The sequence below is a fragment of the Rhodovulum sp. FJ3 genome, assembly GCF_032918305.1.
Taxonomy (GTDB): Bacteria; Pseudomonadota; Alphaproteobacteria; order Rhodobacterales; family Rhodobacteraceae; genus SAT37.
Genome location: NZ_JAWJUU010000003.1, coordinates 444570 through 469606 on the forward strand (window position 1 = coordinate 444570; position 25037 = coordinate 469606).

25 protein-coding genes and 1 tRNA gene are annotated in these 25037 nt (G+C 60.1%); 21 read left to right on the plus strand and 5 right to left on the minus strand.

Annotated features, from left to right (window positions below; translation table 11 throughout):
• Positions 1-33 precede the first annotated feature (33 nt).
• The 9 genes from mdh to lpdA all read left to right on the plus strand — a co-directional run bounded on the left by mdh (position 34) and on the right by lpdA (position 11139).
• On the plus strand, positions 34-996 hold the full coding sequence (mdh, locus tag R1W00_RS11235; RefSeq protein ID WP_303965178.1) for a malate dehydrogenase: 963 nt from the start codon (positions 34-36) through the stop codon (positions 994-996).
• 275 nt (positions 997-1271) lie between these two features.
• Entirely contained in the window at positions 1272-2465 is a 1194-nt protein-coding gene (sucC, locus tag R1W00_RS11240; protein WP_303965181.1) for an ADP-forming succinate--CoA ligase subunit beta, read from the plus strand.
• 5 nt (positions 2466-2470) lie between these two features.
• Entirely contained in the window at positions 2471-3034 is a 564-nt protein-coding gene (locus R1W00_RS11245; RefSeq protein WP_317262827.1) for a hypothetical protein, read from the plus strand.
• A 35-nt stretch (positions 3035-3069) separates the two neighbouring features.
• A complete protein-coding gene (sucD, locus tag R1W00_RS11250; protein ID WP_317262828.1) occupies positions 3070-3957 on the plus strand; it encodes a succinate--CoA ligase subunit alpha in 888 nt (295 codons plus the stop codon).
• Positions 3958-4306: 349 nt separating this feature from the next.
• Positions 4307-7264, plus strand: coding sequence for a 2-oxoglutarate dehydrogenase E1 component (locus R1W00_RS11255; RefSeq protein ID WP_317262829.1), 2958 nt, complete (start codon positions 4307-4309; stop codon positions 7262-7264).
• Between the two features lie 6 nt (positions 7265-7270).
• Positions 7271-8779, plus strand: coding sequence for a 2-oxoglutarate dehydrogenase complex dihydrolipoyllysine-residue succinyltransferase (gene odhB, locus R1W00_RS11260; RefSeq protein ID WP_317262830.1), 1509 nt, complete (start codon positions 7271-7273; stop codon positions 8777-8779).
• 60 nt (positions 8780-8839) lie between these two features.
• Entirely contained in the window at positions 8840-9220 is a 381-nt protein-coding gene (locus R1W00_RS11265; RefSeq protein WP_317262831.1) for a hypothetical protein, read from the plus strand.
• On the plus strand, positions 9217-9612 hold the full coding sequence (locus R1W00_RS11270; protein ID WP_317262832.1) for an MAPEG family protein: 396 nt from the start codon (positions 9217-9219) through the stop codon (positions 9610-9612). The genes R1W00_RS11265 and R1W00_RS11270 overlap by 4 nt, the downstream gene beginning before the upstream one ends.
• Positions 9613-9750: 138 nt before the next feature.
• Positions 9751-11139: a dihydrolipoyl dehydrogenase gene (lpdA, locus tag R1W00_RS11275; RefSeq protein WP_317262833.1), complete on the plus strand. Its 1389-nt coding sequence runs from the start codon at positions 9751-9753 to the stop codon at positions 11137-11139.
• A gap of 187 nt (positions 11140-11326) precedes the next feature.
• On the opposite strand, the gene R1W00_RS11280 is transcribed toward lpdA, so the two are convergent.
• Together R1W00_RS11280 and R1W00_RS11285 are read right to left on the minus strand one after the other, a co-directional pair.
• The gene (locus tag R1W00_RS11280; protein WP_317262834.1) at positions 11327-11977 is read right to left on the minus strand and encodes a GntR family transcriptional regulator; all 651 of its coding nucleotides are present in this window, start codon (positions 11975-11977) and stop codon (positions 11327-11329) included.
• Positions 11978-12008: 31 nt separating this feature from the next.
• Positions 12009-12722, minus strand: a complete 714-nt coding sequence (locus R1W00_RS11285; RefSeq protein ID WP_317262835.1) for a SprT family zinc-dependent metalloprotease — start codon at positions 12720-12722, stop codon at positions 12009-12011.
• 144 nt (positions 12723-12866) lie between these two features.
• On the opposite strand from R1W00_RS11285, the gene R1W00_RS11290 reads away from it, so the two are divergent.
• The 3 genes from R1W00_RS11290 (at position 12867) to R1W00_RS11300 (ending at position 13919) form a co-directional block, all read left to right on the plus strand.
• Positions 12867-13196 carry a TIGR02300 family protein gene (locus R1W00_RS11290; protein WP_317262836.1) on the plus strand — a complete coding sequence of 110 codons (330 nt, stop codon included), beginning with the start codon at positions 12867-12869 and terminating at the stop codon, positions 13194-13196.
• Positions 13197-13287: 91 nt separating this feature from the next.
• Positions 13288-13363, plus strand: a tRNA-Ala gene (locus tag R1W00_RS11295).
• 115 nt (positions 13364-13478) lie between these two features.
• Entirely contained in the window at positions 13479-13919 is a 441-nt protein-coding gene (locus R1W00_RS11300) for a GNAT family N-acetyltransferase (protein ID WP_317262837.1), read from the plus strand.
• On the opposite strand, the gene R1W00_RS11305 is transcribed toward R1W00_RS11300, so the two are convergent.
• A complete protein-coding gene (locus R1W00_RS11305) occupies positions 13916-14275 on the minus strand; it encodes a DUF4260 domain-containing protein (RefSeq protein WP_317262838.1) in 360 nt (119 codons plus the stop codon). The two genes, R1W00_RS11300 and R1W00_RS11305, sit on opposite strands and share 4 nt — an antisense overlap.
• 501 nt (positions 14276-14776) lie before the next feature.
• On the opposite strand from R1W00_RS11305, the gene R1W00_RS11310 reads away from it, so the two are divergent.
• The 9 genes from R1W00_RS11310 (at position 14777) to R1W00_RS11350 (ending at position 23397) form a co-directional block, all read left to right on the plus strand.
• Positions 14777-17653, plus strand: coding sequence for a monovalent cation/H+ antiporter subunit A (locus tag R1W00_RS11310; RefSeq protein ID WP_317262839.1), 2877 nt, complete (start codon positions 14777-14779; stop codon positions 17651-17653).
• Position 17654: 1 nt separating this feature from the next.
• Entirely contained in the window at positions 17655-18005 is a 351-nt protein-coding gene (locus R1W00_RS11315; protein ID WP_317262840.1) for a Na+/H+ antiporter subunit C, read from the plus strand.
• Entirely contained in the window at positions 18002-19546 is a 1545-nt protein-coding gene (locus tag R1W00_RS11320; RefSeq protein ID WP_317262841.1) for a monovalent cation/H+ antiporter subunit D, read from the plus strand. The genes R1W00_RS11315 and R1W00_RS11320 overlap by 4 nt, the downstream gene beginning before the upstream one ends.
• 1 nt (position 19547) lies before the next feature.
• Complete coding sequence (locus R1W00_RS11325) at positions 19548-20048, plus strand: Na+/H+ antiporter subunit E (RefSeq protein ID WP_317262842.1); 501 nt, start codon at positions 19548-19550, stop codon at positions 20046-20048.
• The gene (locus tag R1W00_RS11330) at positions 20045-20332 is read left to right on the plus strand and encodes a K+/H+ antiporter subunit F (RefSeq protein WP_317262843.1); all 288 of its coding nucleotides are present in this window, start codon (positions 20045-20047) and stop codon (positions 20330-20332) included. The genes R1W00_RS11325 and R1W00_RS11330 overlap by 4 nt, the downstream gene beginning before the upstream one ends.
• Positions 20329-20688, plus strand: a complete 360-nt coding sequence (gene mnhG / locus R1W00_RS11335) for a monovalent cation/H(+) antiporter subunit G (RefSeq protein WP_317262844.1) — start codon at positions 20329-20331, stop codon at positions 20686-20688. Before R1W00_RS11330 ends, mnhG begins: the two co-directional genes overlap by 4 nt.
• 158 nt (positions 20689-20846) lie before the next feature.
• Positions 20847-21620, plus strand: a complete 774-nt coding sequence (locus tag R1W00_RS11340; protein ID WP_317262845.1) for a 5-oxoprolinase subunit B family protein — start codon at positions 20847-20849, stop codon at positions 21618-21620.
• A complete protein-coding gene (locus R1W00_RS11345) occupies positions 21617-22639 on the plus strand; it encodes a biotin-dependent carboxyltransferase family protein (RefSeq protein WP_317262846.1) in 1023 nt (340 codons plus the stop codon). The genes R1W00_RS11340 and R1W00_RS11345 overlap by 4 nt, the downstream gene beginning before the upstream one ends.
• Positions 22636-23397: a 5-oxoprolinase subunit PxpA gene (locus R1W00_RS11350; protein ID WP_317262847.1), complete on the plus strand. Its 762-nt coding sequence runs from the start codon at positions 22636-22638 to the stop codon at positions 23395-23397. Before R1W00_RS11345 ends, R1W00_RS11350 begins: the two co-directional genes overlap by 4 nt.
• A 90-nt stretch (positions 23398-23487) precedes the next feature.
• Here the strand turns inward: R1W00_RS11350 and R1W00_RS11355 are convergent, their stop codons facing one another.
• A complete protein-coding gene (locus tag R1W00_RS11355; RefSeq protein WP_317262848.1) occupies positions 23488-23871 on the minus strand; it encodes a hypothetical protein in 384 nt (127 codons plus the stop codon).
• Positions 23872-24086: 215 nt separating this feature from the next.
• A complete protein-coding gene (locus R1W00_RS11360; protein WP_317262849.1) occupies positions 24087-24977 on the minus strand; it encodes a hydrogen peroxide-inducible genes activator in 891 nt (296 codons plus the stop codon).
• Between the last annotated feature and the right edge of the window lie 60 nt (positions 24978-25037).

A 25037-nucleotide genomic window follows, 5' to 3' on the forward strand; every position in this document is an offset into this window, starting at 1 on the left:
CCGTCACTTTTCAAACAGACAGGGATCTCATTCATGTCCAGACCCAAGATCGCCCTTATCGGCGCAGGCCAAATCGGTGGCACCCTTGCTCACCTGGCCGCCATCAAGGAACTTGGCGACGTTGTTCTCTTCGACATCGCAGAAGGCACGCCGCAGGGTAAAGCGCTTGATATCGCCGAATCCGGCCCCTCCGAAGGGTTCGATGCATCCCTGAAAGGGACCAACGATTACGCCGATATCGCGGGCGCAGATGTCTGCATCGTCACCGCAGGTGTTCCCCGTAAACCGGGTATGAGCCGCGACGACCTGCTGGGTATCAACCTGAAAGTCATGAAGTCGGTTGGCGAAGGCATTGCTGCCCACGCGCCGAACGCATTCGTTATCTGCATCACCAACCCGCTGGACGCGATGGTTTGGGCCCTGCAGAAATTCTCGGGCCTGCCGACCAACAAGGTCTGCGGTATGGCCGGTGTTCTGGACAGCGCACGCTTCCGTCACTTCCTGTCGGTCGAATTCAACGTCTCGATGAAAGACGTCACCGCATTCGTTCTGGGCGGTCACGGCGACACGATGGTTCCCTCGGTGCGTTACTCGACCGTTGGCGGCATCCCGCTGCCCGATCTGGTCGAAATGGGCTGGACCACGCAAGAGAAACTGGACGCCATCGTTCAGCGCACCCGTGACGGCGGCGCAGAAATCGTTGGCCTGCTGAAGACCGGTTCGGCCTTCTACGCTCCGGCGACCTCGGCGATCGAAATGGCCGAAGCCTACCTGAAAGACCAAAAGCGCGTTCTGCCCTGTGCGGCATACTGTGACGGCGAAATCGGCGTAAACGACATGTACGTTGGCGTTCCGACCATCATCGGCGCAAACGGTGTCGAGAAAGTCGTCAACATCAAGCTCAACAAAGAAGAGCAAGAGATGTTCGACAAGTCGGTCGACGCTGTTAAAGGTCTGGTCGAAGCCTGTAAGGGCATCGACGGCTCGCTGGCCTAAGGCCCGCCAGACAGACATTCGCGAAAGCCGGCCCCCTGCGGGTCGGCTTTTGCATTCGGGGCGACCGCTGTGCCACATCGCGTTGCGCCTAATGTTTCAAGGGGTTTGCGACATTTGTCGCGATTCTACGCCCTTTGTGATCACACTTTTCAAGACTGTGATCACAAAACCCGAATTCTGGTCGATTTTAAGATACTGATAGCGGAAACCGTTTTTAAACGGGTGTCCGCCATGTCATGACACAATCGAAATTGAACTAGAACGGGACTTTCTTCATGAACATTCATGAATATCAGGCGAAGGCTCTCCTTCGTTCCTATGGCGCCCCGGTCTCTGAAGGCCGTGTCGTTCTCAAAGCTGACGAAGCTAAAACCGCAGCAGGCGAATTGGACGGCCCGCTGTGGGTCGTCAAAGCGCAGATCCACGCAGGTGGGCGCGGTAAAGGCTCGTTCAAAGAGGCAGATGCTGGCGAAAAAGGCGGTGTACGCCTCGCCAAGTCGGTCGAAGAGGCCGCTGAAGAAGCCAAAAAGATGCTGGGTCGCACCCTTGTCACGCACCAGACCGGTCCGGCTGGCAAGCAAGTGAACCGCATCTACATCGAAGACGGTTCGGACATCGAACGCGAACTGTACCTCGCCCTGCTGGTTGACCGCGTCACCAGCCGTGTGTCGTTCGTTTGCTCGACCGAAGGCGGCATGGACATCGAAGAAGTCGCTGCCAGCACGCCCGAAAAAATCCTGAGCTTCTCGGTTGACCCCGCAACGGGTTACCAGCCGTTCCACGGTCGCCGCATTGCATTTGCTCTGGGCCTTGAGGGCAAACAGGTCAAAGAATGCGTCGCCCTGATGGGTATCCTCTACAAAGCCTTCATGGAAAAAGACATGGAGATGCTGGAGATCAACCCGCTGATCGTGACCGACACCGGCAGCCTGAAACTGCTGGACGCGAAACTGGGCTTTGACGGCAACGCGATCTATCGCCACGCCGATGTTGCTGCCCTGCGCGACGAAACCGAAGAAGACCCCAAAGAACTGGCCGCGTCCAAGTTCGACCTGAACTACATCGCACTGGACGGCGAAATCGGCTGTATGGTGAACGGTGCGGGTCTGGCCATGGCGACGATGGACATCATCAAGCTCTATGGTGCTGAACCGGCAAACTTCCTCGACGTTGGCGGCGGCGCCACCAAAGAGAAAGTGACCGAAGCCTTCAAGATCATCACCTCGGACCCCAACGTTAAGGGCATTCTGGTGAACATCTTTGGTGGCATCATGCGCTGTGACGTGATCGCCGAGGGCGTGATCGCTGCTGTGAAAGAGGTCGGTCTGCAAGTGCCGCTGGTTGTGCGCCTCGAAGGCACCAACGTTGAGCAAGGCAAAGAGATCATCAACACCTCGGGTCTGGACGTGATCGCAGCGGACAACCTGTCCGACGGTGCTGAGAAAATCGTGAAAGCGGTTAAAGGCTAATCTCGATGAGCGTCCTGAACTCTCTGTGCAAAATTTCATTCGCTTCGCTTGTTGCGGTGGTCCTGGCTGGATCGGCGCAACAAGTGCAAGCCAATGAAAAACTGGCCGAGCGCCAGAAGCCAGACCAAGCCACCCAGGCTTTTGTTAATGGCTGCATTGAGAATTGGGACAACCGATCCCAAGCTCTTTCTGTAATGTCTGCAAACGGAGTCAACACTGTCTCCAGCAGTAGCAAATATCCGAAGGGGTTCCTCGTATATCCCGGCACGCCGAAAGTCGTTTTCTTGGGAGGCATCTACGATGGCTTGCCCAATGTTACGCTGCGCTGCCGTGTTTCCATTCGGGGATACTGGGCCGGTCGGGTCGCTTCCGAGGTTGCGGCAAGTCTATCCAAGAATGGCTATCGCCTGATCGAAGATCGAAATGCCAAACCAAAATCTGATGGTGCTTACTTCGCCATTCGCGGCACCTTCAAAAAAGGTAGCGACACTTTCGCTGTCTCTGTCGCACAGGGACGCACAAATGTCGGGAAAGAAACTGTGCTCAACTTTGCCAAAATCGGCGACTGAGCATTCAGAACGAATTCTAAGTAGGAGAGAGCCACATGGCAGTCCTCATCGACGAAAACACCAAAGTTATCTGTCAGGGCCTAACCGGCTCGCAGGGTACGTTCCACTCGGAACAGGCAATTGCATACGGCACCAAGATGGTTGGCGGCGTGACCCCCGGCAAGGGCGGCACCACGCACCTTGACCTGCCGGTCTTCAACTCGGTCCACGAAGCCAAGGCCGTCACCGAGGCCAACGCGACCGTGATCTACGTTCCCCCGCCCTTCGCGGCTGACTCGATCCTCGAAGCGATCGACGCAGAAATGGAACTGATCGTTTGCATCACCGAAGGTATCCCGGTTCTGGACATGATGCGCGTCAAACGCGCTCTGGTTGACAGCACCTCGCGCCTGATCGGCCCGAACTGCCCCGGTGTGATCACCCCCGGCGCTTGCAAAATCGGCATCATGCCCGGCCACATCCACAAGCGTGGTTCGGTCGGCGTTGTGTCGCGCTCGGGCACGCTGACCTATGAGGCCGTGAAACAGACCACCGACATCGGTCTGGGTCAGTCCTCGGCCGTTGGTATCGGCGGCGACCCCATCAAAGGCACCGAGCACATCGACGTGCTGGACATGTTCCTGGACGATGATGAGACCCAGTCGATCATCATGATCGGTGAAATCGGTGGTTCGGCCGAAGAAGAAGCAGCCGAATTCCTGAAAGAGCAAAAGAAAAAAGGTCGCTGGAAGCCGACCGCAGGCTTTATCGCTGGTCGTACGGCCCCTCCGGGTCGCCGCATGGGCCACGCTGGCGCGATCGTTGCTGGCGGCAAAGGCGGTGCCGAAGACAAGATCGAAGCCATGAAATCGGCTGGTATCATTGTTGCCGACAGCCCCGCAACGCTGGGCGAAGCCGTGCAAAAGGCGATCGAGCTCGGCTAATGCCGGCCGGGAACGCCATATGCGCGGGCTCGGATAGAGACGCTATTGGTCCGGGGCGGTTTCATCGCCCCGGCCAACGCCCATTTACGGGGCGTGTTTTGCCGCGTGCTCAGGTTTTCGCACAAAACGCCGTTCATTCTTTTGACACGTTTTCGTTGGTTTGCTTGGCAACCGACACATCCGCGCCCCAAATGGGGGCAACCAAATCGCATCTCGGTGCGTTGGCCCGCCGCAACAAGACGGTGGACCATATGACAAATCTTGCGTGGGCACCGTCGCGTCGCCTGCGCCCCGCCCCGGGTGATCAGCGCCCTCATTCGTACGGTCCCAACCCACTAGAGGTTACCCAATGAACGACCAAAGCCCCAACGATATCTTCCACGCTTCCAGCTTCCTTCAGGGGCACAACGCGGAATATATTGAGCAACTGTACGCGCAATATGCCAACGACCCGAACGCGGTTGATGAGGCATGGCAGGAATTCTTTCGCGCCTTGGGCGACGCCGAAGTGGACGTCAAGAAAGAGGCCACCGGCCCCTCTTGGCAGCGCACCGACTGGCCGCCGACCCCGAATGATGATCTGACGATGGCGCTGGACGGGCAATGGCCTGCGGACCCTGCGCCTGCGGACATGGGCAAAAAGATCGCCGCCAAGGCCGCCGACAAGGGCGTCGCCATCAGCGATGACCAGATGAAGCGCGCTGTGCTGGACTCGATCCGCGCGCTGATGATCATCCGCGCCTATCGTATCCGTGGCCACCTGATCGCCGACATCGACCCGCTGGGCATGCGCGACCAGACCCCCCACCCCGAGTTGGACCCGAAATCCTACGGCTTTACCGAGGCCGACATGGATCGCCCGATCTTTATCGACAACGTTCTGGGCCTGCAGATGGCCTCGATGCGTCAGATCATTTCGATCGTTCAGCGCACCTATTGCGGCACCTTTGCCCTGCAATACATGCACATCTCGAATCCCGAAGAAGCCGGCTGGCTGAAAGAGCGGATCGAGGGTTACGGCAAAGAAATCCACTTTACCCGCGAAGGTCGCCGCGCGATTCTGAACAAGCTGGTCGAGGCCGAAGGTTTCGAGAAATTCCTGCATGTGAAATACATGGGGACCAAGCGTTTCGGTCTGGATGGCGGCGAAAGCCTGATCCCCGCGATGGAACAGATCATCAAACGCGGCGGTGCCTTGGGTGCCAAGGAAATCGTCATCGGCATGCCCCACCGCGGCCGTTTGAACATCCTTGCCAACGTGATGAGCAAACCCTACCGCGCGATCTTCAACGAATTCCAGGGCGGCAGCTTTAAGCCCGAGGACGTTGATGGTTCGGGCGACGTGAAGTACCACCTTGGCGCATCGTCGGACCGCGAGTTTGACGGCAACACGGTTCACCTGTCGCTGACCGCGAACCCCTCGCACCTTGAGGCGGTGAACCCCGTTGTTCTGGGCAAGGCCCGCGCCAAAACCGACCAGAAAAACGACCACGACCGCACCAGCGTGATCCCGATCCTGCTGCACGGTGACGCCGCATTCGCGGGTCAGGGCGTTGTGGCCGAATGTTTCGCCCTGTCGGGTCTGCGCGGTCACCGCACCGGCGGCACGATCCACATCGTTGTGAACAACCAGATCGGTTTCACTACCGCGCCGCACTTCTCGCGCAGCTCGCCCTATCCGACGGACAACGCTCTGGTGGTTGAGGCCCCGATCTTCCACGTGAACGGCGACGACCCCGAGGCCGTTGTCCACGCCGCCAAGGTCGCGACCGAGTTCCGCCAGAAGTTCCAGAAAGACGTCGTCATCGACATCTTCTGCTATCGCCGCTTTGGTCACAACGAGGGCGATGAGCCCATGTTCACCAACCCGGTGATGTACAAGAAGATCAAAAAGCAAAAGACCACCCTGTCGCTTTATACCGACCGGTTGGTGGCTGATGGCCTGATCCCCGAGGGTGAGATCGAGGATATGAAGGCCGCGTTCCAATCCTACCTTAACGACGAGTTCGAGGCCGGCAAGGAATACAAACCGAACAAGGCCGACTGGCTGGACGGTCGTTGGTCGCATCTGGACCGCGAAGGTGAGGATTACCAGCGCGGGGAAACGGCGATCAAACCCGAAACCTTTGACGAGATCGGTGGCAAACTGACCGCGGTTCCCGACGGGTTCTCGGTGCACAAAACCGTTGGCCGTCTGATGCAAACCAAACAGGCCATGTTCGAAACCGGCAAAGGCTTTGACTGGGCCACGGCCGAGGCTCTGGCGTTCGGCTCGTTGGTGACCGAGGGTTATCCGGTGCGTCTGGCCGGTCAGGACTCGACGCGCGGGACCTTCTCGCAACGTCACTCGGCCTTTATCGATCAGAACACCGAAGAGCGTTACTATCCGCTGAACAACATCCGCGAAGGTCAGGCCCATTATGAGGTCATCGACTCGATGCTGTCGGAATACGCGGTTCTGGGCTTTGAGTATGGCTATTCGCTGGCCGAACCCAACGCGCTGGTCATGTGGGAAGCACAGTTCGGCGACTTCGCCAACGGCGCGCAGATCATGTTCGACCAGTTCATCAGCTCGGGCGAACGCAAATGGCTGCGGATGTCGGGTCTGGTGATGCTGCTGCCCCACGGGTTTGAGGGTCAGGGCCCCGAGCACAGCTCGGCCCGCCTTGAGCGCTTCCTGCAGATGAGCGCCGAGGACAACTGGATCGTTGCGAACTGCTCGACTCCGGCGAACTACTTCCACATCCTGCGCCGTCAGCTGCACCGCAGCTTCCGCAAGCCGCTGGTTCTGATGACGCCCAAGTCGCTGCTGCGCCACAAGCTGGCCATCTCGACCAAAGAGGATTTCGTCAGCGGCTCGTCCTTCCACCGCATCCTGTGGGATGACGCGGAACAGGGCAACTCGGACACCAACCTCGTCGCCGACGACAAAATCAAGCGCGTGGTGCTCTGCTCGGGCAAGGTCTATTACGACCTGCTGGAAGAGCGCGACGCACGCGGTATCGACGACATCTACCTGATGCGTGTGGAACAGTTCTATCCGTTCCCCGCCATCTCCTTGGCCAAGGAACTGGGTCGCTTCGCAAACGCCGAAATGATCTGGTGTCAGGAAGAGCCCAAGAACCAGGGCGCATGGACGTTCATCGAACCGAACCTCGAATGGGTTCTGACGCGGATCAAAGCCAAACACCCGCGTCCCCGCTATGTAGGCCGTCATGCGTCGGCCTCTCCGGCAACCGGCTTGGCAAGCCAGCACAAAGCACAGCAAGAGGCGCTCGTGAACGAAGCGCTGACGATCGAAGGGTAAGTCAATATGTCCACTGAAGTACGCGTACCGACTCTGGGTGAAAGCGTCACCGAGGCCACTGTTGCAACGTGGTTCAAGCAACCCGGCGATACCGTCGCCGTAGACGAAATGCTGTGCGAGCTGGAGACCGACAAGGTCACCGTCGAGGTGCCTTCGCCCGCCGCTGGCACGCTGGGCGAAATCGTTGCCGCCGAAGGCGAAACCGTTGGCGTTGACGCCCTGCTGGCCACGATCTCCGAGGCTGGCGCGGCGGCAAGTGCTCCGGCCGCCAAAACCGAAACGGCGCCTGCCGCCGCCCCCGCAGATGCGGGCGGGTCGGCTGTGGATGTGATGGTCCCGACCCTTGGCGAAAGCGTCACCGAGGCCACTGTTTCCACGTGGTTCAAACAGGTGGGCGACACCGTCGCACAGGACGAGATGCTGTGCGAACTGGAAACCGACAAAGTGTCGGTTGAGGTGCCTGCACCCGCCGCTGGCGTTCTGACCGAAATCACCGCCGCCGAAGGCGCGACCGTTGATGCCTCGGCCAAACTGGGCGTGATCTCGTCGGGTTCTGGCGCGGCGGCTGCTCCGGCAGCGGCCCCCGCTGCTGCGGCTCCGGCCGCCTCCACCGGCAAGGACGTTGAAGACGCCCCCGCCGCCAAGAAAATGATGGCCGAGGCTGGCCTGTCCGCCGGTTCGGTTCAGGGCACGGGCCGCGACGGTCGTGTCATGAAGGAAGACGTGCAAAAAGCTCTGGCCGCTGGCACCGCCGCTGCATCGGCTGCGCCTGCTCCGGCTGCTGCGCCGCGTGCGCCTGTCGCCGCCGAGGACTCGGTGCGCGAAGAGCGGGTCAAAATGACCAAGCTGCGCCAGACCATCGCCAAGCGTCTGAAAGACAGCCAGAACACCGCGGCCATGCTGACCACCTATAACGAGGTGGACATGTCGGCCTCGATGGCGCTGCGTAAAGAATACAAAGACCTGTTTGAAAAGAAACACGGTGTACGTCTGGGCTTTATGTCCTTCTTTACCAAGGCTTGCTGTCACGCCCTGAAAGAAGTGCCCGAAGTGAACGCCGAAATCGACGGCACGGACATCGTGTACAAGAACTTTGTTCACATGGGCATCGCCGCCGGTACGCCGCAGGGTCTGGTTGTTCCGGTCATCCGTGACGCCGATCAGATGTCGTTTGCCGAGATCGAAAAAGCGATCGCCGAAAAGGGCAAGCGCGCCCGCGACGGCAAACTGTCCATGGCGGAAATGCAGGGCGGCACCTTCACCATCTCCAACGGTGGTGTCTACGGCTCGCTGATGTCCTCGCCGATCCTGAACCCCCCGCAGTCCGGTATCCTCGGCATGCACAAAATTCAGGACCGTCCGGTCGTTGTGAACGGCGAAATCGTCATCCGCCCGATGATGTATCTGGCCCTGTCCTATGACCACCGGATCGTTGACGGCAAAGGTGCTGTGACCTTCCTCGTGCGCGTCAAAGAAGCGCTGGAAGATCCCCGTCGCCTGCTGATGGATCTCTGATCGACGGGGGCGGGTTTTCCCGCCCCTTTCCACCTCTCCGAAAATCCCGGAGTGCCCAATATGAGCGATGACTTTCACTACCAAGCAACCGCAGGCCTTATCAAAGACCTCGGTATGTTTGCGATTAAGTCGATGCTCACATTGAATGCAGGTGCGATCGTTGTGATCCTTACGTTCCTAGCAAACATTTCAGCAAGCGATATCATCGTGTTTGATATAGAACGGATTAAGTGCAGCGTTTATTCATTTATGCTGGGCTTGTGTTTCGTCGCGCTTGCGGTTGGCGTCACTTACACTTCAGCGCAGCGTGCAGTTACGGCAAATGCACAGTATCGCGGCCTACCTCTGTTTCTATTTATCCAAATGAGCGCGCCCATCCTTTCCTTCGTCGCTTTTCTTGCAGGGGTAGGAACCGCAGTCACAGGGGTTAGTCAGCTATGAGCACCGAGTTGACCGTTCTGGCGTTGGCCATCGTTTTGCAGGCGGTTCAGTATTTCATTTTCGCGGTGCCTGCGAATTTGGAACTGGGGACGGGGTACACGTCCTCGGCCCGCGATTATCCGCCCTCGAAATCCCTGTCGGTGAAAACCGGGCGCCTCCAACGGGCGATGAACAACCATTTCGAGGCGCTTATCCTGTTTACCGCAGCCGTGGTTGTTGTGACGCTGGGCGATCAATCGACGGCGTTCACCCGTGGCTGTGCGTGGGCCTATCTGGCGGCGCGCGTCGCCTATGTGCCCGCCTATTATCTGGGCTGGCGTCCGTGGCGCTCGGCCATCTTTGGCGTGGGGTTCTTTGCCACGCTTTTGATGGTTCTGGCGGCCTTGGTCTGAGGGGGCAAACGATGATCCCCTGCCCAAGCACGCCCCAGAGACGAGAAAACAAATCCTGTGCTCCGGCCCCTGCGCGACAAAACCGCGACGCCGGAACACCCGAAACAAACGAGATGAAACTAGGTTAGGACCAAGAGTATGGCAGACTATGATGTAATCGTCATTGGTGGTGGCCCCGGCGGCTATGTGTGTGCGATCCGTTGTGCACAGCTGGGCTTGAAAACCGCATGTGTTGAGGGCCGTGAGACCCTTGGCGGCACCTGTCTGAACGTGGGCTGTATCCCGTCCAAGGCGCTGTTGCATGCGACGCACCTGTTGCACGAGGCCGAGCATAATTTCGCCAGCATGGGCCTGAAAGGCAAATCGCCCTCCGTCGATTGGGCGCAGATGCAGACCTACAAGGACGATGTCATCGGCCAGAACACCAAAGGCATCGAGTTCCTGTTCAAAAAGAACAAGGTTGATTGGCTGAAAGGCTGGGGCTCGATCCCCGCTGCCGGTCAGGTCAAAGTCGGCGATGAGGTCCACAACGCCAAGAACATCGTGATCGCCACCGGTTCCGAAGCGTCCAGCCTGCCGGGCATCGAGATCGACGAAAAGGTCGTCGTGACCTCGACTGGCGCGCTGTCCCTGCCGAAAATCCCGAAAAAGATGGTCGTCATCGGCGCCGGCGTGATCGGTCTGGAGATGGGCTCGGTCTATGCGCGTCTGGGTGCAGAGGTGACCGTGGTCGAATTCCTCGACAACATCACGCCGGGCATGGACGCCGAAGTGTCCCGCAGCTTCCAGAAACTGCTGAAAAAGCAGGGCCTGAACTTTATCATGGGTGCCGCTGTTCAAGGCGTTGAGGCCACCAAGACCAAGGCCAAAGTGACCTACAAGCTGCGCAAAGACGACAGCGAGGCCACGCTGGACGCCGATGTGGTTCTGGTCGCCACTGGTCGCCGTCCCTTCACCGACGGTCTGGGCCTTGAGGCGCTGGGTGCGGAAATCCTGCCGCGCGGTCAGATCAAAACCGATGGCCACTGGGCGACCACCGTCAAAGGCGTCTACGCGATCGGCGACGCGATTGAGGGTCCGATGCTGGCCCACAAGGCCGAGGACGAAGGCATGGCCGTCGCCGAGGTTCTGGCTGGCAAGTCCGGCCACGTGAACTATGGCGTCATCCCCGGCGTGATCTACACCCAGCCCGAAGTCGCCTCGGTCGGTAAAACCGAAGAGCAACTGAAAGAAGAAGGCGTCGCCTACAAGGTCGGCAAATTCTCGTTCATGGGCAACGCCCGCGCCAAGGCCGTGCATCAGGGCGACGGTTTCGTCAAACTGCTGGCTGATAAAAACACCGACCGCATTCTGGGCTGTCACCTGATCGGTCCGGCGGCGGGCGATTTGATCCACGAGATCTGTGTCGCGATGGAATTCGGTGCCTCGGCGCAGGATCTGGCACTGACCTGTCACGCGCACCCGACCTTCTCGGAGGCAATGCGCGAGGCCGCTCTGGCCTGTGGCGACGGCGCGATCCACGCCTGATAAAGTCGGCTGACCGGGGCGGGATGAAACCCCGGTCAGCCTACGGCGTTGGCGTTCGCCGGAGCACGCGCCAAAGCAGCACGCGTCATGACTGATCTAACGCAGTTGCCACAAAATTCCGTCGCACATGTTTTCACAAAAACAGGCGAAAAATTTACCGTACATTTTTGAACAGGGCTTGTGCCCGTCAGGCCGCCAAAAGGCGCAGGCCTTGGGTCACATCCGTGCGCACCGCAAGACGCAGCGCGGGTTCATCCCCCGCCTTGAGCGCCTCAAGAATCACACGGTGATGGCGCGGGGCCTCGGTCCGGCCAAGACGCCCATAAAGCGCCCGCATCGTCGGACCCAGTTGCAGCCAAACCGTTTCCGCCATCGCCAGCATCGCCGGTGCCTGCGCCCGCAGGTACAGGGTGCGGTGGAACTCTAGGTTCGTCTTGATGAAGGCGACTGCATCCTTGCGACTGGCAGCCTCGGAAATCGTGCCATTAATCACCTGTAGACGGTCGATCAGGGCAAGGTGCGCCCGCGGCAAGGCGCGCGAGGCCAGCTCCGGTTCCAACAGCGCACGCAGCGCGGCAAGTTCCTCGATCCGCTCGTTGCTCAGTTCCGGGGTCGAAATCCGCCCCGAGTTCGTCAGGGTCAGCGCGCCCTCGGCCACCAAGCGCCGCACAGATTCGCGCACGGGTGTCATGGACACGCCGAACTGTTTGCCCACCCCCCGCAGGGTCAGCGCCGCGCCGGGCGTGATTTCGCCATGCATGATGCGCGCACGCAGGGTGCGATAAATCTGGTCATGGGCGGGGGCGCTGCTCTCGGCAGGACGGGTTTGGATCAACATGGGACGTTTGTGATCACAAATGACCCGCGCGTCAATCGGGGAAAACGACGCGGTGCAATTGCGCGCCGTGTTGACGCAACCACGCGCGATGCGCCTGATAGTTAGGACACAACTCGGCGACGATCGCCCAAAAATCGGGCGAATGGTTCATCTCGATCAGATGGGCCACCTCATGCGCCGCGACATAGCGCAGGACCGCGGGCGGGGCCATGATCAGACGCCACGAAAACATCAGGTCCCCCCGATGCGTGCACGACCCCCAACGCGACCGCGTATCGCGCAGCGTGATCCGTCCGACCTGTCGCCCGATTTGATCCGCGTAATGGTCGCACGCCGCCGCCAACCGGTCCCGCGCGGCCTGTTTCAGGAACGCCTTTACCGCCGGAGCGGCCCGATCCTGATGGCGTTGGGGCAGGAACATCTCACCCGCGCCGACCTGAACGGATTTATGCGTGTCACTGAGGCACAGATGATGCGCGCGCCCCTCAAACGGGACGTCATTGCCCACCGCAATCACGGTCTGTTCGCCCTGCCCCGCGACCTGTGTCGTAATCCAGTCGGCCTTGTCGTTGATGAACGCGATCCCGTCCTGCAACGACGCCCGCGCAGGCAGGGTCAGCGTCACCCGCCCGTCCAGTTGGGACACCCGCAAGGTGTACCGCCGCGCCCGCGCCGAACGGCGCAACAGCACCTCAATCGACGGGTCGTTGGTCAAATACAGGGATTTCGGATCTTGCGCGGCCATACCGGAAAATGTCCCATCCCCGCCCCCGAGTACAGCGCGATTGCGCCCCACATCGCGGTTTTCATCGAAAAGCCCTTTGACACACCCTGCCACATATGGCAGTTGGCATCGACTCTGACCTTTTTGACGATTGAGGGGAATCCCATGCCCAAAGAAGAATGGGGCGTCAAGCGCGTTTGCCCGAGCTGCTCGACCCGCTTTTACGACCTTCAGCGCGATCCGATGATCTGCCCGTCCTGCGCGCACAGCTTCTCTCTGGAGAGCCTGAATGCTGGCAAGGGCCGCACCTTGGTTGCCGATAAATCCGAAAAGCCGGCCAAGACCGAAGGCGACGATCTGCTGGATGATGATACCGTACTGGACGACGATGATGACGTCGATCTGGGCGATGACGTTCTGGATGACGACGACGATGACGACAACGTCTCGTTGGACGAAATCGCAGACGTTTCGAACGAAGATAACGACAGCTAAAAATCTTTTGCGGAGGCGGGATTTTCTGCTTGAACTCCCGCCTCCGCTTCCATAAAGACACGCCACGGACGCGATAAACGTCCACTGGTTTGGGGCCTTAGCTCAGCTGGGAGAGCGCTTGCATGGCATGCAAGAGGTCAGGGGTTCGATCCCCCTAGGCTCCACCAAACTTCCCTCTCAAAATCATACTCCGCCTCGCACCCCTTCGTGACAAGAACGTCATGAGCTCTTGCACCGTGCCCTGTGCTAGTCTGCGTCCAGAGCGACCGGTGGGAGAAGCGGATGATCAGGGCCTTTGCCAAACACGACATTGCGGACGTGATCCGCCTGGCCCAAAAGCTGGCCCAGCATGTGAACGACCCCGTGCCCGATCTGACCGCCGAGGGATTGGGAAATCTTGCCTTTGGGGAACGGGCGGTGTTTCAGGCGTTGGTGGCCGAGAGTGCGGGACAGGTTGTCGGGTTCGCGGCCTTTTCCGATCTGTTCGAACTGCACACCAATTCCCGCATTCTGCATATTTCCGACCTGATGATCAGTGATCAGGCGCGACACGCTGGCCTTGGCGCGGCGTTGATAACGGCCATGCGGCGCATCGCGTTCGACCGCGGATGTCACGAAATTCGGTTCGAGGTCTGCCGCGAAAACACAGAGGCACAGGGATTCTATGCCAAGCTCGGGGCGCGGCGCACAGACGACGTTGATCTGTGGACCATGCCAATCTAGCGCCCGATACGCCCGAGATGTGTGTGCTGAAATCCTGTCGACAGCTTGAGCCCATAGCCCAACGCACGATCAAACCCCGAATGCGCCAGCCACAGCGCACCAAGCGCCATCATAACCGGCACAGACAGGATCAGGCCCAGCGCCCCGATCACAATCCCGAACGCATAGATGTGGACGACGTTATAGATCACGGCCCCCACACGCGGCCCCGCCAGATAGCCCGCAAAACTAAGGTCCGGCGCAAAGAATAACAAAACCGCCGCCCACCAAGGCTGGGGACCGTCCAACCACAGGAACATCGCCAAAGCCCCGATAAAGATCAGCGCCCCCTCGACCCTTTGCCACCCAATCGCCATTGTGGTTCCCCTTGTTCCGACACCCGCAGTGTTGCGCGCATTTGGGACGGCGGGCAAGGCGACGACCCCGCCGTCCGGCACCTAGGATCGCGCGTCGTCCCCGTTACCCGAAAATTGGCGAACTGCCCGAAAAATCAGCGCCCCAGCAGTTGGAGTTCTTTCTTTTTCTTCGTATTGTCTCTCGCGGAAAAATCGCTATGCCAACGATGAATTCGCGTCCGACGGGACTATGTTTCTGTCGAATGACAGCTGGCGAAAAACGAAAAACAGGGGGGCTTTGACGAATATGATCTGGAAATTCGCCGTTTACCCTTGGGAGACCCGCAATTTGGACCCCGAGAGTACAAACTGATGAATGAACAATCGTCGTGTGGCACCCCGGTTGTGCCGACCTGCACGGATGCGCGACCGCGTGAGGTCGGGCGTCACGTCCAAGAGGGATGCGCCAACGCGCGGACCTGTCATTTCGTCGCTTCCACTCTGAAATCGTAGGAACGGGCCGTGTCACTATTTCTTCTCGTCGCTCTCCCCTTCTTTGGCGCTTTGCTTCCGGGGATTATGAATTCGGCTGGGCGCAGCGCCTGTGCCGGGGTCACCTTTACCGTGTCGCTGGCGGCCTTTGTCGGGTTGCTTACGAACCTGCCCGCCATTCTGGCCGGTCAGACGGTGATGGCCCGCATCGACTGGATGCCCGAGCTGGGGTTGAACTTTACCCTGATGCTTGACGGGCTTGGGTTCTTCTTTGCCTTTCTGATCCTCGGGATCGGGTTGCTGATCATCGTCTATGGCCGCAATTACCTCAGCCGCGAAGACAACATGGGCGAATTCTTTACCTATCTGTTGCTGTTCCAAGGCGCGATGGTCGGCATCGTCATGAGCGATAACATCCTGCTTTTGCTGGTTTTCTGGGAGCTTACCTCGCTCGCGTCCTTCTTACTGATCGGCTATTGGAAACACCTTGCCGAGGGGCGCCAAGGCGCGCGCATGGCCCTGACCGTGACCGGCATGGGGGGGCTTTCGATGATCGGGGGGATGTTGATCCTTGGCCAGATCGTCGGCAGCTATGACCTGAGCGTGATCCTGCAGAACCGTGAGGCCATTCAGGCCGATCCGATGTTCCTGCCCGCGTTGGTGTTGATCCTGCTGGGCTGTTTCACAAAATCGGCGCAGTTCCCGTTCCATTTCTGGTTGCCCCATGCGATGGCCGCGCCGACGCCTGTGTCGGCCTATCTGCACTCGGCCACCATGGTAAAGGCGGGTATTTTCCTGATGGCGCGGATGTGGCCGGTGTTTTCGGGCACGCCCGAATGGTTCTATCTGGTCACCTCGGCGGGTCTGATCACCATGGTTCTGGGCGCGGTGATCGCGCTGTTCAAACATGACCTCAAATCGCTACTGGCCTTTTCGACGGTCAGCCATCTGGGCCTCATCACGATGTTGCTGGGCACGGGCACCGCGTTTGGTGCCTTGGCCGCCGTGTTCCACATCCTGAACCACGCGACGTTCAAGGCCGCCCTGTTTATGTCCGCGGGCATCGTCGATCATGAGGCGCACACCCGCGACATCCGTCGCCTTGGCGGTCTGCGCCACCTGATGCCGGTGACCTTTACGATCGCGACGGTTGCGGCCCTGTCGATGGCAGGTATTCCCTTGTTGAACGGCTTCCTGTCCAAGGAAATGATGCTCGAAGAGGCGCATCACACCGTTCTGTTCGGCAGCCACTGGCTGGTGCCGGTGATGGCGACCGTGGGCTCGCTGTTCTCGGCGGCCTATTGCTTCCGCTTTATCGGGCACACCTTCCTTGGTCCGGTGCGCGACGACTATCCGCACAAACCGCATGATCCGAATGCGGGCATGTGGCTGCCCCCCGCCCTGTTGGCGGTTCTGGTGGTCGTGATCGGTGTTGCGCCGTTCCTCGTTCAGGACTTTGTCTTCCTCGTTGCCAAAGCGGTGATGGGTGACGCGGCCGTTCTCAAGACCAAATACATCAAGATCTGGCACGGCCTGACGCCTGCATTGTACATGTCGCTGATTGCGGTGTTCGGTGGTCTTGCGGTTCTGATGCTGTTCAAACCGTTGTCGAAGATCTGGGAGACCACCCCGCGCCCCGAGGCCAAGGTGATCTTTGAGGCCATCATCGCGGCGTTTGTGCGCCTGTCGCAGGTTTTGACCCATCCGCTGCACAATGGTTCGTTCACGCGCTATGCGATGATCGGTGTGATTGCGATGATCGCCGCAGGCTATCACGCCTATGCAACCGGCACGGTGGCCGCCCCCGTGCGCGCCATTCAGGCCGCCGGTCCCGTGCCGATTGCGGGTTGGGCGATGCTGGTCGCGGCGACCTGTGGTTTGGTGATCATGCATCGCCAACGTCTTTTGGCACTGATCCTGATCGGGATTGTTGGCCTGATGGTCTCGGTCGGCTTTGTTTACCTCAGCGCACCGGACCTCGCGATGACCCAGTTCACGGTCGAGGTGGTCACGATCATCCTGCTGTTGCTGGCGCTGAACTTTCTGCCCAACCAAACCCCGGTCGAAAGCACGACCCTGCGCCGGACCCGCGATGCGGTGGTGTCGGTTGCGGCGGGTCTGGCGACCTTTGGTTTGGCCTATCACTACTTGCTGCGCGACTTTATCGATCCGTCGATTTCGGAGTTCCACCTTGCCAATTCGTACAAAGGCGGTGGCGGCACCAACGTGGTGAACGTGATCCTTGTGGACTTCCGCGGGTTCGATACGTTTGGCGAGATCATCGTTTTGGGCATTGCCGCGTTGTTGATTTACGCGCTGACCGAAACCCTGCTCAGTGGGCCGGTGCGGCGGCGGTTGCTGAACCGTGTGCCTGATCAACCCCGTTCGGGCGATATGCACCCGATGATGATGGTGGTTGTCACGCGGGTCATCATGCCGGTGGTTCTGCTGGTCGGGTTCTACATCTTTATGCGCGGCCACAATGAACCGGGCGGCGGGTTTATCGCCGGTCTGATCGTGTCGATCGCCGTGGTGATGCAGTACATGGCCAGCGGCTTTTCCTGGGCCAGCGCGCGTCTGAAATACCCCTATCACGGGGTGATCGGCGCGGGTGTTCTGGTCGCGGGTCTGACGGGGATCGGGTCGTGGTTTGTCGGCAAACCGTTCCTGACCTCGGACTTTACCTATGTGCGCATCCCGCCGTTTCACAAGTTTGAGCTGGCCACGGCGGCCCTGTTCGACCTTGGGGTCTTCTTGGCGGTTGTGGGGGCTGTGATGCTGTCGCTGGAAAGTTTCTCGCGACTGGCGCGCCGCGCTGATAGCGCCGAGAACGAACACCCGATGGACATTGACCCGTCGCGCGCTGTGTCCGCAGAGGGCAGCACAGATATGAAAGAGGGCAACTAAAATGGAATTGCTTGTCGCCTCCGCAATCGGCGTGTTGACCACCGCCGGGGTCTATCTGACCCTGCGGCTTAGAACCTTTCCGGTGATTTTGGGCATGTCCCTTTTGACCTATGCCGTGAACGTCTTTCTGTTTGCCTCTGGTCGCCTGACCATCGGTGCGCCCCCCATCCTCAGCGATGGCGCGACCACCTACACCGACCCCCTGCCCCAAGCGCTTGTGCTGACGGCGATCGTGATCTCGTTCGGGATGACGGCCGTTGTCGTGATGATCAGCCTTGGCGCCTATCTGGGCTCGGACGACGATCACGTCGATGATCCGATTGAGGCCACCGGTTCGGAGGTTCGCAAATGACCCACTGGATCATTCTTCCTATTGTTCTTCCGGCGTTTCTGGCCCCGTTTATCGTGCTGGCTGCGCGGTATCATATCGGGATTCAGCGCGTGTTTTCCGTGGCCGGTGTGCTTGCACTGATCGGGCTGGCGGCCAGTCTGGTGTGGCAGGTATCCGACGGATCGGTCATCTATTACCGCCTCAGCGACTGGGCCGCGCCATTCGGGATCGTTCTGGTCGGGGACCGTTTGTCGACGCTGATGGTGTTGCTGACCGCCGTTCTGGCCCTGTTTGTCCTGCTCTATGCCATCGGGTCGGACTGGGATAAGCGTGGTCGCAACTTCCACGCCCTCTTCCAGTTTCAGCTGATGGGGATTTTGGGGGCCTTCCTGACGGGTGACATCTTTAACCTGTTCGTGTTCTTCGAAATCCTGCTGATCGCGTCCTATGGTCTGATGATCCATGCGGGCGGGAACGAGCGTCTGCGCGCGGGCGTGCAATATGTTCTGTTCAACCTGATCGGCTCGACCCTGTTCCTGTTTGCACTGGGCGCGCTCTATGCCGAGACGGGGACGTTGAACATGGCGGACCTCGCCGTGCGTGTCCAAGGGGTCGGCCCCGAGGAAACCGCAGGCATCCGGATCGCGGCGGTTCTGTTGCTGTTGGTCTTTGCGATCAAGGCGGCGGTCGTGCCTCTGCACTTCTGGCTTCCGTCCAGCTATGCCGAGGCCCCCGCGCCTGTGGCAGCCCTGTTTGCGATCATGACCAAGGTCGGCGCCTATGCCATCATCCGTGTCTACACGATGATCTTCCCGCCCGAGCTTGAGGCGACGGCGGGCCTGTTTGGCGTCTGGCTGTTGCCTGCGGCACTGGTGTCCTTGGCCATCGGGATGATCGGCGTTCTGGCCGCGCGTAAACTGGACCGTCTGATCGCGTTTTCGATCATCGGCTCTATGGGCATGGTGATGATCGCGATTTCGCTGTTCACGCCCGAAGGTATCGCCGCCGCCCTGTACTATATCGTCCACTCGACGCTTGCGGGCGCGGCCCTTTTCCTGATCGCGGATCTGGTGCGCACGGGTCGCGGCAATCTTGATCTGACGGCGCAACCGCCCATGGCAGGGACCTATATGACCGCCGGTCTGTTCTTTGTCGGTGCGATTGCGATGGCCGGTCTGCCGCCGCTGTCTGGTTTCTTGGGCAAACTGTTGGTGCTGGAAGCGTCCTATGACAGCGCGCTGATGGTGTGGGTCTGGGCGATTGTCCTTGGCGCCAGCCTGATCAGCGTGGTGGGTTTCGCCCGCGCCGGTAGTGTGGTCTTCTGGAAGGCCCTTGGCACACCGGAAACCACCCCGGTCGAAGGGACCCAGCGTCCAAGCACCCTTAGCTATGCGGCGGTGGGCGGTCTGTTTGCCCTGTTGATCGCGCACACTGTCTTTGCCGGTAAGGTGCATGGCTATACAACGGAAATCGCGGCCGAACTGTTTGCCCACGACACCTATTTGTCCACCGTTCTGGACACACCGGGCAAGCTGAGCGACGCCAAAGAGGGGGATCACTAAGATGGTACGCCTGTACAACTGGCTCTTTCCGCACCCGCTCCTGACCCTGATTTTGGCGGTTGTGTGGGTTCTGCTGCAAAACGACGTCACCGCAGGCATGGTGGTGTTCGGCATCATCCTCGGGATCATCATTCCGCGCATTACCGCGGTCTGGTGGCCCGATCGCCCCAAATCGTTCCGCATGGGCAAGATGTTTTCCTACAGCCTGATGGTGCTCTGGGACATCGTGGTCTCTAACATCCATGTCGCATGGATCGTGATCACCGTGCCCAACGCCAAACTGCGCCCCGCGTGGATCGTGATTCCGCTGGACGTCAAACACCCCGAGGCGATCACTATCCTTGCGGGCACCATCACCCTGACACCGGGCACCGTGTCGGCGGACCTATCCAGCCAAGGCAACAGCCTCTTGGTGCATGTCCTGCACACCGACGATCCGGACGCGGTGCGTGATGACATCAAAAACCGCTACGAACGCCGCCTTTTGGAGATCTTCTCATGACAAGCGCCGACGGACTGTTTGAAATCGCTCTCATCATCGCATTGATCGCGCTGGCGGCGGGCCAAATCCTGTCGATGGCCCGTCTGGTGATCGGCCCGACGGTCGCCGACCGCATTCTTGCGCTGGACACGATGGTGATTAACGCACTGGGCCTGATCGTCGTCCTGGGCATCTACCAAGGCGTAAAGGTCTATTTCGAGGTCGCGCTGTTGGTTGCGATGCTGGGCTTTGTGTCGACCGTCGCTCTGGCGCGCTTTATTCTGCGGGGAGATATCATCGAATGACCCTTTCCACGATTGCTACGCTCGGGGCGGCCCTGTCGCTGTTGATCGGTTCCGGCTTTGTCTTGGTCGGAGTTGTCGGCCTGTTGAAATTCGACGATCCGATGACCCGCCTGCATGCCCCCACCAAGGTCGGCACGATGGGCATCGGCATGTTGCTCTTGGCCTCGTTGCTGGCCTCGCTGGCCAAAGGTGAACCGTCGATCCACGAACTTCTGATCATGGCCTTTTTGTTCGTGACCGCACCGGTCTCGGCCAACTTTATCGCCAAGGTGACGATCCATCGCCGCACGTGTGAGACCCCGCCAGCCCCGAAAAAGGACAGCACGTGGTCCACGCTGGACACACCCGACGCCTGATTGGGGCGACCTGCCTGATTTAAGAGATACCCGGCCCGTTTCGCGGTCGGGTATTTTCGTTTCAGATAGACGCGCCGGCGCGTGCCTCCAAAAACGTTGACAAATTATCAGCGTTTCACGATTTTAGCCAAACACCGCCCCAATTCCGGGACCCCGATTTGCCCGCCGACCCCGCCCCAATCATCACACCACCGCCCTGCCCGACGGAACCGGTCATCCTGCCACTGGGACGGGACGGATGGTTGGTGCGCTTTCACCTGACGATGGAACCTTGGGTGCCCGACGCGGTACAGATGTTGGTCGCGCGGGCCACTGCCAACCCGCCCAAGGGCATCACGGGCATTTCGCCCTGCTTGGGGTCGGTGTTGTTCACCTATGATCCTGATGCCTCGGACCGAATGGCGGTGCGTACGGGCATTGCGGATATTCTACGCGACACCGATTGGCGGGGCGTAACGCCGACGCCCGCCCCAACGGTTTGGCACCTGCCCACCGCGTTTGGCGGCGATCATGGACCGGACCTGAATACCGTTGCGGGCCTGACGGGTCTGGGCACCGATGCGGTTGTGCGCATGATCACCGACACGCCCCTGCGGGTTCTGGCCATCGGGTTCGCCCCGGGTCAGCCCTATCTGGGACTGTTGCCGGAGGCCCTGAACCTGCCGCGCATGTCCGAAATCAACCCGCAGGTGCCTTATGGCGCGGTCGCGCTGGCGATTTCGCAACTGGTGCTGTTTGCCAACCCGTCCCCGACCGGTTGGCGTCAGGTCGCGCGCACCGCATTTCGCCCTTATCAGCCCGATGCGCCCGTCCCCCTGCCGCTGTCTGCGGGGGATGAGGTGCGTCTGATCCCCGTCGGCGCGGGTGAGATGGACGCGTTGTTGTCATCGGGCGATCCCATGGGCGGCGCACGCCACGAGGTGCGGGGATGAGCGATCTGATCCTGATCCAGACCGCACCGGGGCACAGCATTCAGGACCTTGGCCGGTCCGGTCTGCGCAATATGGGCCTGTCGCGCGGGGGCGCGGCGGATCCGTTGGCATTGCATGAGGCGGCGGCATTGCTGGGCCATCGCGCGCCGGTTGCCGCGCTGGAAATGGCGGGGATGGGCGGCACGTTTGCGGTCACCGCCCCCACCCGCATCGCCCTGACCGGTGCACCGATGCGCGCCAAGATCGGCACGCGCGCCATCCAATGGAACGCCAGCCACACCCTGCATCCCGGTGAGCATCTGATCATCGGCGCGGTGACGGCGGGGACCTATGGCTATCTCACGGCGGCGGGCGGGTTCGCCACGCCTGAGGTTCTGAACAGCCGCTCTACCCACCGCACCGCCGGTTTGACCTTTGACCTGCAGGGCGGGATGCACCTGCCCCTGTTGCCAGACCCGAATGCGGACGCGGCCCCGATGGGTTTGCGCCCCGACAACCGGTTTGAGGGGGGCGATATCCGGTTCATCGCGGGGCCACAAACCGACCTGTTCGGGGACGAGACCCTGACGCGGTTTCAGGCCACCACATTCACCCGATCGGCCACCGCCAACCGTCAGGGCGTGCGCCTTGACGCGGACACCGACCCGTTTCGCGCCGATATGCCCGACGGGTTTTTGTCCGATTTCATCCTTGAGGGCGATCTGCAGATGACCGGCGACGGGCGACCCTATGTGTTGCTCTGCGAATGCCAGACCATCGGCGGCTATCCCCGTATCGGCACGGTGATTGACGCCGACCTGCCCTGCATCGCGCAGGCCCCGATGGGCGCGACCCTGCGGTTTCGGATGATCACGCTGGAGGCGGCCGACGATATCGCCGCCCGCTCCGCCAAAGACATCGCGGCCCTTTCCCGCCGCGCCACCCCATTGATCCGCGATCCCGCAACCATCCCCGACCTGTTGTCCTATCAACTGATCAGCGGGATGATCACGGGCCATGAACCAGAGGACCAGATATGATCACTGTCGACCTGAATTCCGACATCGGTGAGGGCTATGGCCCGTGGGACAAGGGCGATGACGCCGCCCTGATGCGGGTGATTTCCTCGGCCAATATCGCCTGTGGCTTTCACGCGGGCGATCCCGATGTGATGGCCCGCACGATGCGGTTGGCCGTTGAAAACGGGGTCGGCATCGGCGCGCATCCGGGGTTTGATGACAAACAGGGGTTCGGGCGGCGGCGCCTACCGCTGAGCCACGCCGAAATCACCAATATGATCACCTATCAATTGGGCGCGGCACAGGCGATGGCCCGCGCGGCGGGTGGCGAGGTTCGTCATTTCAAACTGCACGGCGCGCTGTCCAATATGGCGTCCGAGGACGCGGAATTGGCGCGGGTGTGCTATCAGGCGGCCCTGTCGGTTGCGCCGGACATCATCATCATGGGCTTGGCCGCAACCGCGATGGAGGTGATTGCCCGCGATCTGGGGTGCCGGTGGGCGGGGGAAATCTTTGCCGATCGGGCGTATAATGATGACGCGACACTGGTCGATCGCTCGATCGCGGGATCGGTCCTGCACGACCCGGCAACGATTACGCCCCGCATTCTGGACATGCTGCGCCATCAGGCGATCATCACCCACAGCGGCAAGCACATCCCCTGTCAGATCGACACGATCTGTGTGCATGGGGATACGGCGGGGGCGTTGTCGATGGCACAGTCCCTGCGCGCAGGGTTGGAAGACGCGGGCGTCACCATCGCGCCGTTCAAGGGCTAAACCGAAAACAAAAACGGGGACCGAATGGCCCCCGTTTTCTTGGGCCGGCCCGGAAAGGGGCCGGCAAGTGGTTAGGTATTTCCGTCTGGATTAGTCTTCGTCGTCAGCCAGATCCAGTGCTTCAAAAATCGCAGCGGCGCGAGCGTTCACAGCGCCACCTTCAAACGACGTCACAGCGCCATCTACCGGCAGACCAGCGTTGCGGCCGTGGTCAGCAGCAGCCAGCTCGGCAAAGATTTCAGCAGCGCGCAGGTTGCTGACGTTGCTCGACGAAACCGAGATGTTCGAGGGCGATACGGCCTCTTCGACGACGTATTTCGACAGACCTTCGTTAAAGCCGTCCGATTCCAGCGTCAGTTGTGCGTGGATTTCTGCGGCGCGGCTGTTGGCGAAACCGGGGGCTTTGACACCTTCGGCGAAAGCCGGAGCAGCAACAGAAGCGATCAGGGCGGAAGCAAGTACGATGTTTTTCATTTCAATTCTCCAATGTCTGGGTCATGCGGACTGTGCCGCGTTCATGACATCGATTTGGGTTTTGAAATTGAAACATCAATGCACAGTAGCGTGAGCGATGTCGATTTATGTGTGCATTTGCGCACCATTGATGTGAAATTCCCTCAATCCACGCGCCCTTGCCTAGGTAAAATCACACACTCTCACGCGCGGATGACTGATCGTAACATTTGGGGCTATGGCCGCGCGGCGCCGCGCACGATGGCGCCCATCTCCATCAACTGCTCGGCCAACGGGTTACTTTTACGCCAGACCATGCCGATTGTGCGCCGTGGGCGGGGGGCCGGAAACCGCGCAATCGCAACATCGGCGGACCGCGTTTCCATATCGACCGCCATATCGGGGATCAGGGTCACGCCCATCCCCGCGCCAACCATCTGCACAAGGGTCGACAGGGAACTGCCCTCCATCAACGCGCCCGGACGGGTGGCATCCATCTGGCAAAACGACAGGGCCTGATCGCGAAAACAATGGCCCTCTTCTAACAACAACAGGCGCATGGTTTGTAAGGTCTGCGGGCTGGGCACCGGATTTCCCGCGTCCTCGGCCGGACGGACAAGGACGAAATCCTCATCAAACAGAGCAAATTCCGTCAGGGTCGGTTCGGAAATCGGCAGGGCCAGAATGGCGACATCCAACCGCCCCTCTTGCAACTCGGCGATCAGGACCTCGGTCATCGCCTCACGCAGGTGCAGATCCAGATCCGGCAGGCGATCCGACAGGGCCGCAATGATACGCGGCAAGAGATAGGGTGCGACGGTCGGAATGACCCCCATCCGCAAACGACCCGCCAGCGGTCCCTTGGCCGCGCGGGCCAGATCGTCCAATTCCCCGACGGCAAGCAAAATTCCGCGCGCCTTGTCCAACAGGGCCTCGCCCACCGATGTCAGACGGATTTCGCGGGCGTTGCGTTCAACCAATGCGACCCCGAACAGGGCCTCTAATTCCTTGATCTGCAGGGACAAGGCCGGTTGGGAAATCGCACAGGCATCCGCCGCACGGCCAAAATGCCGGTGCTGTGCCAGAGCTTGGAAATAGCGTAGATGTTTTAGGGTCAGACCAATCATAAGCAGAACTTATCACATCCGTTAGGAAATCAAATTGGAGATAATAACGCACCCCAGTTA

Coding starts and splice junctions, on each gene's coding strand:
- mdh (WP_303965178.1), top strand. CDS start 34: ATGTCCAGACCCAAGATCGCCCTTATCGGCGCAGGCCAAATCGGTGGC.
- sucC (WP_303965181.1), top strand. CDS start 1,272: ATGAACATTCATGAATATCAGGCGAAGGCTCTCCTTCGTTCCTATGGC.
- R1W00_RS11245 (WP_317262827.1), top strand. CDS start 2,471: ATGAGCGTCCTGAACTCTCTGTGCAAAATTTCATTCGCTTCGCTTGTT.
- sucD (WP_317262828.1), top strand. CDS start 3,070: ATGGCAGTCCTCATCGACGAAAACACCAAAGTTATCTGTCAGGGCCTA.
- R1W00_RS11255 (WP_317262829.1), top strand. CDS start 4,307: ATGAACGACCAAAGCCCCAACGATATCTTCCACGCTTCCAGCTTCCTT.
- odhB (WP_317262830.1), top strand. CDS start 7,271: ATGTCCACTGAAGTACGCGTACCGACTCTGGGTGAAAGCGTCACCGAG.
- R1W00_RS11265 (WP_317262831.1), top strand. CDS start 8,840: ATGAGCGATGACTTTCACTACCAAGCAACCGCAGGCCTTATCAAAGAC.
- R1W00_RS11270 (WP_317262832.1), top strand. CDS start 9,217: ATGAGCACCGAGTTGACCGTTCTGGCGTTGGCCATCGTTTTGCAGGCG.
- lpdA (WP_317262833.1), top strand. CDS start 9,751: ATGGCAGACTATGATGTAATCGTCATTGGTGGTGGCCCCGGCGGCTAT.
- R1W00_RS11280 (WP_317262834.1), bottom strand. CDS start 11,977: ATGTTGATCCAAACCCGTCCTGCCGAGAGCAGCGCCCCCGCCCATGAC.
- R1W00_RS11285 (WP_317262835.1), bottom strand. CDS start 12,722: ATGGCCGCGCAAGATCCGAAATCCCTGTATTTGACCAACGACCCGTCG.
- R1W00_RS11290 (WP_317262836.1), top strand. CDS start 12,867: ATGCCCAAAGAAGAATGGGGCGTCAAGCGCGTTTGCCCGAGCTGCTCG.
- R1W00_RS11300 (WP_317262837.1), top strand. CDS start 13,479: ATGATCAGGGCCTTTGCCAAACACGACATTGCGGACGTGATCCGCCTG.
- R1W00_RS11305 (WP_317262838.1), bottom strand. CDS start 14,275: ATGGCGATTGGGTGGCAAAGGGTCGAGGGGGCGCTGATCTTTATCGGG.
- R1W00_RS11315 (WP_317262840.1), top strand. CDS start 17,655: ATGGAATTGCTTGTCGCCTCCGCAATCGGCGTGTTGACCACCGCCGGG.
- R1W00_RS11320 (WP_317262841.1), top strand. CDS start 18,002: ATGACCCACTGGATCATTCTTCCTATTGTTCTTCCGGCGTTTCTGGCC.
- R1W00_RS11325 (WP_317262842.1), top strand. CDS start 19,548: ATGGTACGCCTGTACAACTGGCTCTTTCCGCACCCGCTCCTGACCCTG.
- R1W00_RS11330 (WP_317262843.1), top strand. CDS start 20,045: ATGACAAGCGCCGACGGACTGTTTGAAATCGCTCTCATCATCGCATTG.
- mnhG (WP_317262844.1), top strand. CDS start 20,329: ATGACCCTTTCCACGATTGCTACGCTCGGGGCGGCCCTGTCGCTGTTG.
- R1W00_RS11345 (WP_317262846.1), top strand. CDS start 21,617: ATGAGCGATCTGATCCTGATCCAGACCGCACCGGGGCACAGCATTCAG.
- R1W00_RS11350 (WP_317262847.1), top strand. CDS start 22,636: ATGATCACTGTCGACCTGAATTCCGACATCGGTGAGGGCTATGGCCCG.
- R1W00_RS11355 (WP_317262848.1), bottom strand. CDS start 23,871: ATGAAAAACATCGTACTTGCTTCCGCCCTGATCGCTTCTGTTGCTGCT.
- R1W00_RS11360 (WP_317262849.1), bottom strand. CDS start 24,977: ATGATTGGTCTGACCCTAAAACATCTACGCTATTTCCAAGCTCTGGCA.